Origin of the sequence: Chlorogloeopsis sp. ULAP02 (assembly GCF_038404745.2) — a bacterium.
Taxonomy (GTDB): Bacteria; Cyanobacteriota; Cyanobacteriia; order Cyanobacteriales; family Nostocaceae; genus Chlorogloeopsis.
In genome coordinates, this window is sequence record NZ_JAYKTT020000090.1 from 1 (window position 1) to 9,832 (window position 9,832).

The following is a 9,832-nucleotide window of genomic DNA, read 5'->3' on the forward strand; positions in this document are numbered from 1 at the left end:
GAGTATCAATTTACATTACTTTACAAAATTTAATCAAGATATTTAACTTTTGTAAAGCTAATAAGTGTTATAAGTTTTACTAATTGAAAAATCAGAATTGTGAGTAGCGATACTAATTCTTAAAGAGGCAACATGATAAGAATACGGGGACAGAAAAATAAAAACCTGCTGAAGACTCAGATTCAACAGCAGGAAAAACAAAACTCTAACTTGTAATTACAATTGTCTGAGTGGTAACGAACTGGTTTAGCTCATCCCCTGGCTTTTTGTAAATGCACGAGCGGAGCGAAGTTTAAAAAGCAGAGGGGTTTCGAGTCATTGCTAAAAAGGACAAAGCCTACAATGCACAATTTAACTCACCAGCTTTTTGTGTAAAACGAATATTTTCTCGATAGTCTACAGGACAATCGATTACTGCTGGAACATCTTGAGCGAGGGCTTCTTTAAGGATGGGGACTAAATCGGTAGCAGATTCTACGCGGTAACCCTTTAAACCCATACTCTCAGCAAACTTGACAAAATCAGGATTGCCAAAATGCACGAAGGATGAATTGCCTTTACCAAATTGATTTTCCTGTTTCCACTCGATTAAGCCATACCCACCATCATTAAAAATTAAGGTTACAAAGGCAGTACCCACACGTAAAGCAGTTTCTAATTCCTGGCAATTCATCATAAAGCCACCATCGCCAGTAGCAGCTACAACTTTGCGATCGGGATAAACCAATTTGGCTGCGATCGCGCCAGGAATGGCAATACCCATTGCAGCAAAACCATTAGAAATAATACAAGTATTGGGGCTATAACAATGATAATGACGGGCTATCCACATTTTGTGAGCGCCTACATCAGAAATCACGATATCTTCCGGCCCCATTACTTGCCGCAAGTCGTAGATTAATTTTTGCGGCTTAATGGGAAAATCACCATCATTTGAATATTGTTCGTAATCGCCGCGGATATTTGACCGTAAGCTAATGGCATAAGGATTTGATTTTCCTTGGCGATCTGCTACCTTTAGGATTTCATAGAGAGAATCAGAAATATCTCCTACTACTTCTACATTAGGAATATAACTACTATCAATTTCTGCTGGGGTAGCAGCAATGTGGACAATCGGAATCTTGCCATCAGGATTCCATCTTTTTGGAGAAAATTCAATTAAATCATAGCCAATAGCAATTACTAAATCGGTATTATCAAAGCCACAGGTAATAAAGTCGCGCTGCTGCAATCCTACCGCCCACAAAGCCAAAGGATGAGTATAAGGAATCACGCCTTTGCCCATGAAAGTATTGGCAACCGGCATATTTAGCTGAGTGGCAAATTGGGTAACAGCGTCACTAGCTTGAGCGCGAATTGCACCATTTCCTACTAAAATAATTGGGTTAACAGCTTGGGAAATTATCGCAGCAGCCGATCTAATACTGGCGAAAGAGGCATAAGTCTTTTCGACATTGTGCTTGTGTAAAGGTTTGCCCTCTACAAGCATGGCAGCAATATTTTCTGGTAAATCAATGTGAACTGCGCCTGGTTTTTCGCTTTGTGCTAGCTTAAATGCCTTACGTACAACTTCGGGTGTAATACTCGGCCGAACAATTTGTTTGTTCCATTTGGTTACCGGGGCAAACATTGCTACCAAATCCAGATATTGATGGGATTCAATGTGCATTCGATCTGTTCCGACTTGCCCAGTAATTGCTACTAGTGGTGCACGATCAAGGTTAGCATCTGCTACCCCTGTCATCAAGTTTGTAGCTCCCGGCCCTAATGTTGAAAGACAAACTCCTGCTTTTCCGGTGAGGCGTCCATAGACATCTGCCATGAATGCCGCACCTTGTTCGTGACGAGTAGTAATAAATTGAACAGAAGAGTGTTTCAATGCTTCTAAAACATGCAAGTTCTCTTCGCCAGGAAGTCCGAAAACATATTCTACTCCTTCATTTTCTAAACACTGTACTAATAATTCTGCTGTATTCATTTAATAATTTCCTCAATGGCGAAAAATTTGAAATGGTTAGTGGTTAGTAGTAAAAAATAACCACTAACTACTAACTACTAACAATTCCTAATTACTTAACCCACACCGTTTTAATATTGACGAATTCATGGATACCGTGAATGCCCAATTCCCTGCCATACCCAGAACGCTTAATGCCGCCAAAGGAAATGCGTGGATCGGATTTAACCATACCGTTGATAAATACGGCACCTGCTTCGATTTCGTCTATTAAACGTTGTTGTTCTTCGGAGTTGGTAGTCCAAGCGCTTGCCCCTAAACCAAAGGGTGTAGCATTTGCTAGTTTAATAGCTTGATCAAGATTGGGTATACGGAATAACAACGCCACGGGGCCAAAAAATTCTTCTTTGGCGATCGCGCTGTCGGGAGACAGATCTGTAACTATTGTTGGTGGATAGAAGTTACCGGGACGATCTGCTAAAGCTTCTCCACCGATGAGAATTTTTGCTCCGGATTTGACACAAGTTTTTACTTGTTGGTCTAAATCGTGGAGAATACTAGGTGTTGCTAGTGGCCCGATATCGGTGTCTAGTTGCATAGGATCGCCAATTTTCAGCGCTTGGTATTTTTCTAGCAGTAGTTTTTCAAATTTATCTGCGATCGCTTCCTGGACAATAAAGCGTTTCGCTGCAATACAAGATTGCCCGTTATTGAGCATTCGCGCTGTAGTGGCTGTGGCAACTGCTGCTTCTAAGTCAGCACTTTCTAACACGATAAACGGATCACTACCCCCTAATTCTAGAACTGTTTTCTTGATTTGTTTTCCTGCTGCTGCTGCCAAACTTGCACCTGCTGGTTCGCTGCCAGTTAAAGTAGCAGCTTTAATGCGCTCATCAGTAATTAAATCGGCAATTTTATCAGCACCTATTAATAAAGTTTGAAATACGCCTTCGGGGAAACCAGCGCCTTGGATAATTTTTTCTATTGCTAAGGCACACTGCGGCACATTAGAGGCGTGCTTAAGCAAACCAACATTTCCTGCCATTAATGCGGGTGCAACAAAGCGGAATACTTGCCAGAAAGGAAAATTCCAAGGCATAATTGCAAGAATTACACCTAATGGCTGGTACTTAATAAAGCTTTGACTCGCATCGGTTTCTACGTAGACATCACCCAGAAATTGAGCAGCATGTTCAGCGTAGTAACGACAAACCCAGGCACACTTTTCCACTTCTGCGATCGCGCTTTTGTAAGTCTTGCCCATTTCTAGCGTCATGATTTTGGCAAAGTCTGCCTTTTGTTGCTCTAAAATCTCAGCAGCTTTTTGCATCCAGCCCGATTTCTGTTGAAAACTGGTTTTGCGGTAATGCTCAAAAGCCTGTTGTGCCAAATCGAGTTTAGCTGCTATTTGTTGATTGTTGTGCGGCTCAAAAGTTTTGAGCAACTCCCCTGTAGCGGGATTAGTGGTGGCGATACCCATTGCCTATCCTCCCGTTATAAAGATAGCTTGCGGTAGCTTAATGGTAATAACACATTCCTCAGGTAAGCTACCACCCAATTCTAGACTTTCAGAACAGGCTTATTTTTTGGTTGTTAATCTTTCGCAAAATAAATGCAATCAAAGATACAAATAAGTAAGTAAATATATTGATTGGTATGGGATAGTGGCTAGGAAAAGTAGGGGAGAAGGGGAGAAGGGGAGACAAGGAGAGTAATAAACAACTAACCACTAACTACTGTACGGGAGGCAGCGCGTTGCAGAGCCAGTGCGCCTTTGCGGCTCTGCCGACTTGTAGCACCTGGCGTCGGGTTAAGTGCGTCGAGTGCGACTGCCGTGCGGGTTTAGAAGATAAAATCTCGGTTTGAACAGCAACATGATCAACAAAACCCGCCCCTACTACCTACTAACCACTAACTCTTAATGCAACTTAGTCTGATAAACCTTAACTAATCTATTTATACCTTTAAAACTATAATCTCCCATCTCCTGGAAGTATGAAGGTTGAGAAAGCATTCGATAAGTGGCTTCACTCACAACACACTCTCCGGGAGGGCAAATTGCTTCCATGCGAGCTGCTAAATTAATTGTTGCACCCAGGGCAGTATAGTCTACCCTTTGCGAACAACCAACATCTCCAACAACAGCCTTGCCGCTGTTAATTGCAATTCTCAATTGCAGTGGTTCCTGCCAAAAGTTACTGGCATTGAGATATTCAAGACGAGTGAGCATACGCATGGCGACGGCAACAGCGCGATCGGCGTGATCCGGTTGCGGTTCGGGAGCGCCAAAGAACGTCATAATGCAATCGCCAATATATTTATCTAATGTGCCACCGTAAGCAAATACCTCTTGCAGCATCTCCTCAAATAAATTATTTAGTAATTCGGCAATTTGAGTGGCACTGAAGCGTTCGGAGATAGCAGTAAAACCAACAATATCCGCAAATAAGATACTAATTTCACTTTCACGTGGAGGTAAACGTCCATCAGGCAATGCTCCTACGGCTATCAACTGCTGTACGACTGCTGGAGAGTGGTAGCGTTCTAATCGGTGGCGAATTACTTCTTCGCTTCTGAGTTTTTCTGCTAGCAGCCAACGTTGAACGCTAGAAGCCACAATATTTGCCAACGCTGAAAAAAAGCTGAGTTCTTCTTCGCCTTCTTTTGCCCAATGATAAGAAGAAAGATGGGCATCGGCATAGAGTACACCAACCACTTTATTTTCATCCCACAAAGGCACTGCCATTGCGCTACGAATGCCTTTTACCAAAATACTTTGTTCTCCAGCAAAACGTTCATCGTATAGGGCATCAGCAATTTGAATGGCAACTTTTTCCTCGAATACCTTTTGACAGATACTACGGCTAATCCAACTACCATCATTTGGTAGATATTCATGCTGAGTGGTATTCCTAGTGGCAGAATTTAGCAATTCCAGTTTGTCACCACCACTAACATCAATTAACAATGCTAGGCGATCAATACTGGTTAAGTAACGAAAGACTACTTTCTGCACTTGGGAGAAAATTTCTTCTATGGATGCAGCAGCACAGAGATTCTTGGCTATATCTACTAAGTCTTTGAGGCGAGCGATACTTTTGTCTTTGTTGCTGATATCACCATTGTGGCTGTCAGCCTGTATCCATTGCTCTTGTAATTGTTTAACGTTACGAAAAATAGTTCTATGTTCTCCTGTGTCAACCTGCTTGGGCATAACCGTTGCCGCAGGTTCTCCTAACAGCACCAAAACATTCACATCTCCCAACCAAATCATGTCTCCGTTACGAACCTGTTGCGGAGAAGTCACCAGGCGATCGTTTAATTGCGTGCCGTTTTTACTGCCCATATCCTCAATCATCCATTCCCCGGTAACAGTTTTTACCAAACGAGCATGCCAGCGGGAGACTCCTCCAAAGGGTAAGTATAAATCACATTCTGGCAACCGACCTATAGTAAATACATCTTGGTTAACTGTTACCGTTCTTTCAGTCTTTCCCTCTTGTATGCGCAGTTTTAGTTCAGTCATGGTTGTGATCGATCCATCCTGGAAGCTGGAGAAGCAAGCATATATGACACATAAGGATATGCCAAGATTTGACCCTTATTCTTTATGGCACTGTGCAAGTCATTACGACAACTCTCAATTAGAAATATCAGACTTGATTTTACTGAAGCGATCGCTCAATTTACCCCAAACAACCAGTGTAAATTTGGGATTTGCAACAACTTTAGCGGCAGATAACATTTGTAACAGCATATTAACCATCTAGTAACTGCTATTTTAGCAGCTTACTCAATATTGGTGTAAAATTTTTCAAAAACATCTAAGTAATGCTAGTGAGAGAATCTCTCATATTTGAGATGGGCGGACGCCTCATAAATTGTCTGTATAAGTTAAATCGAGAATTAGTATAGAAAAGCACAAATAATATTGAGCAAAAGTCAAGTGCAATTAAAATCTTTTGAGAAGGATATTTTAGTGAAGCTATAGTATATAAATTAATTTGTCTGTCCTTATCCACAATGCTCTGTATAGAGTGCTTTAATTGTGCTACCAAAGATTTATCTTGTATAAATTTAGTAATATAGTATGAAAAAAAATTAGTATATATACGACATTAATACTAACAATAGTTGTGATTTAAGCTACTTTATAGATATAGTAATCAAAGTATTTATTTACTTTCTTTACAAAATTTTTACTAATTATTTACATTTTCTAAACCTCAATTATCTTTTAATAAAAATTACTTAAAAAATGCGTATATTTTGTCTACTAGGTTATCAGCAATATTTAATACTTAAGTCTGATTAGAAATCGGCAATATAAATTTTAATGTTAAACTCAAGTAGCTCTTATGACAAGAAAACAGATTTCTCAAATCAATAATTATTTTGTATTACAAAGGGATTTTATATTTTTTGCTCTTAGTATATTAATAATATTGGTAGCTACGCTTTATCCATTTAATTTTACATTTCCAGAAAATTTTTCTATCAAGTACTTAACTTATAGTTTTCATAACCACAGTCCTTTAAAAGACAAGGTAGAAAATGTTTTATTATTTATGCCTTTAGGATTCTTTTGCACTGGATTGTTGCAAAAAAGAAGGATAAAATTAATAGTTGAAATCTTAATAGTTATATTTTTGGGTACCGGATTATCAACAATTGTTGAGGTACTACAAGCTTTTTTGCCGATTAGAACATCTACTCCTGATGATATTATTCATAATACTATTGGTGGTTTTGCTGGTTGGTTATTTTTTAATTGGTTAATTTCTCAAAGATTTGCATATAAATTAGTGCGAATTCAGAATAGTAGAAGTAATGAAATTTTTAAAAAAGTACCAGTATTTTTGATTGGCTATATATTACTAAATCTTCTTACTATATCATTTTGGCAAAGTACAACTTATTTAAGTAATTGGAATCCAACTTATCCACTATTAATTGGAAATGAGCTAACAGGGAACAGAGCTTGGAAAGGTTATGTATCCGAAGTTATTGTTGCTGATCGAGCTATTGACACAGTTCAGGTTGGTCGGGTTTTAACTGATAAAAATTATTTTAAAGATATTAAAGATTCTCTCCTAGCGTATTACAAGTTAGATAATACATCTAATTACAAAGACCAAAGTGGAAATACGCCTAAGTTAGTTTGGCGTGGTCAACCTTCAGAAGCTCAGGAAGGTAAAGGAGTTTTTGTCGGTTATAATAATTGGTTGAAAACAGCAACTCCTGTTTACCAGTTGAATAAAAGAATATCTAAAACCTCTGAATTTACAATCAGTACTACTATAGTTACTACAGATATTAATCAAACTGGCCCTGCTCGCATTATTTCAATTTCCGACAATCCCGTAAATCGTAATTTTACCTTAGGGCAGGAAGGAACAACTTTAAATATAAGAGTAAGAACACCAGCTAGTGGAACCAATGGAAGTGATATACAAATGAATATTCCTGGTGTTTTTGCAGACAATAAGCCACATCATATTATCATCACTTACTCTCAAGCTAATCTCCAAGTCTATGTTGATAATTTAAAAAATTCTTATTCACTCAATTTTCTACAATTTATGCCCATAAATTATAGATTATTTTATTATTTGCTAACTTTTATCCCTTTAGGAATTTATTTGACGCTCCTCACTCTTTTCGTCAAAAAAAGACAAATTATTCATCGCTGTTTGATTGTGTTTGGTGTCTTATTACCTTCTCTAATGCTGGAAGCTAGTTTGGTAAGTGATAATGGCAAGGACGTTAGCCTGAAGAATGTTTTATTTGGTATATTTTTTATGGCAGTTACTGTGTTGGTTTTGAGAATAAGAGCCGCAGTTTTAGTGAAAAAAGTAGCCTAATATATTGTGATTAATTCAGGCTCTACCCCGATTTAGTGGTTTACTGTGGTGGCAATTCTAAAGGAATTGGCCCTAATAAACCCTTACGAAAATCTGTTAATAGTTGGCTTGCAGTTCGTTCTAAATCACCTTGGTTGCGAAGTTCGGCTAGAGCGTGTAAGTATGACTCACCTGTATAGGATGTAGAGTCAAGCTCATAGCGCGATCGCAAAGGGGAATCTGGTAAAACATCACCTGCTGTAGTTTGGAGATGATCCAAAATATCTACAAATGCTGCTGCTACCAGTTGTTTGTCATAAGCTGCTTCGCCAATATCATCACATATAGCTAATTTCAATGCTGCTTCTTGTTCTTCCAATTTGGCAGGAATCACACCCGGAGCATCAAGCAATTCCAAATCCTGGGAAATTCGCACCCAACGCAATTGGCGAGTCACTCCAGGGCGAGCGGCACTTTCCACGACTCGCCGCCCTACCAAACGGTTAATTAAAGCTGACTTACCGACATTGGGAAAACCAATTACCACAGCGCGAACAGGGCGGGGTAACATTCCGCGACTTTTGCGCCGTTGATTAAGCGCCACTCCGGCGGCTTGTGCCGCCTTTGACACAGCCGCTACTCCTTGCCCTTGTTGGGCATTAGTAAAATAAGGCTCTTCACCTTGGCTTTTAAACCAGTTCATCCACAGCTGCCGTACTTGTGGAGAAACCATATCTAAGCGATTTAACACCAACACCCGTGCCTTACTCCCCACCCACTCAGGTACTTGGGGATGACGCGTAGATAGAGGAATGCGGGCATCTCTGACTTCTAGTACCACATCTACTGATTTGAGCTGTTCTTTGAGGTTCTTTTCAGCTTTAGCAATATGACCGGGATACCACTGTATAATATTTAATTTATAGTTTTGATTTATACCCATTTTAATTCTGAGATTGATGTAGAATCAAACGATTACCATCGGGATCGTAAGCATAAATTTCCTTGCCGTGAGAAGCGACGATAATTTCTCCTGGTGGGGGATATCCTAATAAACTTAGGTGAGCGATCGCATTTTCCAAGTCACTCACCTCTAAACATAAACTCATCTTACTTCTAACTGAGTTCTCAAATTCAGAAGAGTTGGTTTGTTTCGGTTTAAAAATTCCTAGTTTTAAACCAGGAAGTTGAAATTCAGCATAGACATTGGAAATCAGAGTTGCTGGCTCAAAACCCAGCAATTTTGTATAGAACACAACTAAGGTTTCAATATTAAACGATGCCAGGGTGACGATTGCGTCGGTACATTGGAAAAGCATATATGGGGGATAGGGGACAGGGGACAGGGGATAGGGGAAGAATTCTTCTCCTTGTCCCCATGTCCTCTTAAAGGGCTGTTGAGATTGGTTTGTGTTGTAGCTCCCGCTTTGGATCGCCCAACTCCCGCAAATTTGCGGCAAACTCTAGCAAAATACCATCAGGATCGAAGAAATAAATAGAGGAAATGAATGTGCTTTCGTCTGGTTCGGGAACAAAGCCAGAGGGAACATCGGCATGATGTAAAACAGGTGTAACTTGCACGCCCTTAGCCACAAGTTTTTCTTGATATTCCTGAAGTTTTTCTACTGGAACGTTGAATGCCAAATGATTCATTGAGGCGTGTGCTGTAGCTGCATTGCCAGTTTGAAAAACATCACGAGCAGGCGATGCAATACCTGGTGCTGCTTCTGGTGCTTGTGGAAACCAGAAAAAAGCTAAAGCATCACCGTTACCAATATCGAAAAAAAAGTGCTGTCCACCATCTGGTAAGGCGATGGTTTTGATTAAATTCAGCCCAAGAATGTTGGTGTAAAAGTCTACAGTGCGTGCCATATCTTTACATACCAACGCAATATGATTTATTCCCTTGATTTGAAAGTCTTTCATATCAAAAACTTGTTTACTCAATACAAGACAGAAGGGAAAAGGCTTATTTTATATTTTGCACCAGCTTTTCATTCCGCCAAGAAATAAATTTCTTGGCTAATAG

General features: G+C 39.6%; 8 protein-coding genes. 2 read left to right on the plus strand and 6 right to left on the minus strand.

The window, feature by feature from the left end:
• Window positions 1–337 precede the first annotated feature (337 nt).
• The 3 genes from U2718_RS33750 to U2718_RS33760 form a co-directional block, all read right to left on the minus strand.
• Window positions 338–1,981 carry an acetolactate synthase large subunit gene (locus U2718_RS33750; RefSeq protein WP_341994631.1) on the minus strand — a complete coding sequence of 548 codons (1,644 nt, stop codon included), beginning with the start codon at window positions 1,979–1,981 and terminating at the stop codon, window positions 338–340.
• A gap of 91 nt (window positions 1,982–2,072) precedes the next feature.
• Window positions 2,073–3,440, minus strand: a complete 1,368-nt coding sequence (locus U2718_RS33755) for an NAD-dependent succinate-semialdehyde dehydrogenase (protein ID WP_341994629.1) — start codon at window positions 3,438–3,440, stop codon at window positions 2,073–2,075.
• Between the two features lie 438 nt (window positions 3,441–3,878).
• Window positions 3,879–5,486: an adenylate/guanylate cyclase domain-containing protein gene (locus U2718_RS33760; protein WP_341994627.1), complete on the minus strand. Its 1,608-nt coding sequence runs from the start codon at window positions 5,484–5,486 to the stop codon at window positions 3,879–3,881.
• Window positions 5,487–5,529: 43 nt separating this feature from the next.
• Here U2718_RS33760 and U2718_RS33765 point away from each other — a divergent pair, with 43 nt between their 5' ends.
• On the plus strand, window positions 5,530–5,730 hold the full coding sequence (locus U2718_RS33765) for a hypothetical protein (protein ID WP_341994625.1): 201 nt from the start codon (window positions 5,530–5,532) through the stop codon (window positions 5,728–5,730).
• A 588-nt stretch (window positions 5,731–6,318) separates the two neighbouring features.
• Window positions 6,319–7,824 (plus strand): VanZ family protein, encoded by a 1,506-nt coding sequence (locus U2718_RS33770; RefSeq protein ID WP_341994623.1) that lies wholly within the window; start codon window positions 6,319–6,321, stop codon window positions 7,822–7,824.
• A gap of 40 nt (window positions 7,825–7,864) precedes the next feature.
• Here the strand turns inward: U2718_RS33770 and ylqF are convergent, their stop codons facing one another.
• The 3 genes from ylqF to U2718_RS33785 all read right to left on the minus strand — a co-directional run bounded on the left by ylqF (window position 7,865) and on the right by U2718_RS33785 (window position 9,729).
• Window positions 7,865–8,746, minus strand: coding sequence for a ribosome biogenesis GTPase YlqF (gene ylqF / locus U2718_RS33775; RefSeq protein ID WP_341994621.1), 882 nt, complete (start codon window positions 8,744–8,746; stop codon window positions 7,865–7,867).
• Between the two features lies 1 nt (window position 8,747).
• Window positions 8,748–9,122 carry a VOC family protein gene (locus U2718_RS33780; protein ID WP_341994619.1) on the minus strand — a complete coding sequence of 125 codons (375 nt, stop codon included), beginning with the start codon at window positions 9,120–9,122 and terminating at the stop codon, window positions 8,748–8,750.
• A gap of 67 nt (window positions 9,123–9,189) precedes the next feature.
• Window positions 9,190–9,729 carry a VOC family protein gene (locus tag U2718_RS33785; protein WP_341994617.1) on the minus strand — a complete coding sequence of 180 codons (540 nt, stop codon included), beginning with the start codon at window positions 9,727–9,729 and terminating at the stop codon, window positions 9,190–9,192.
• Window positions 9,730–9,832: the final 103 nt, after the last annotated feature.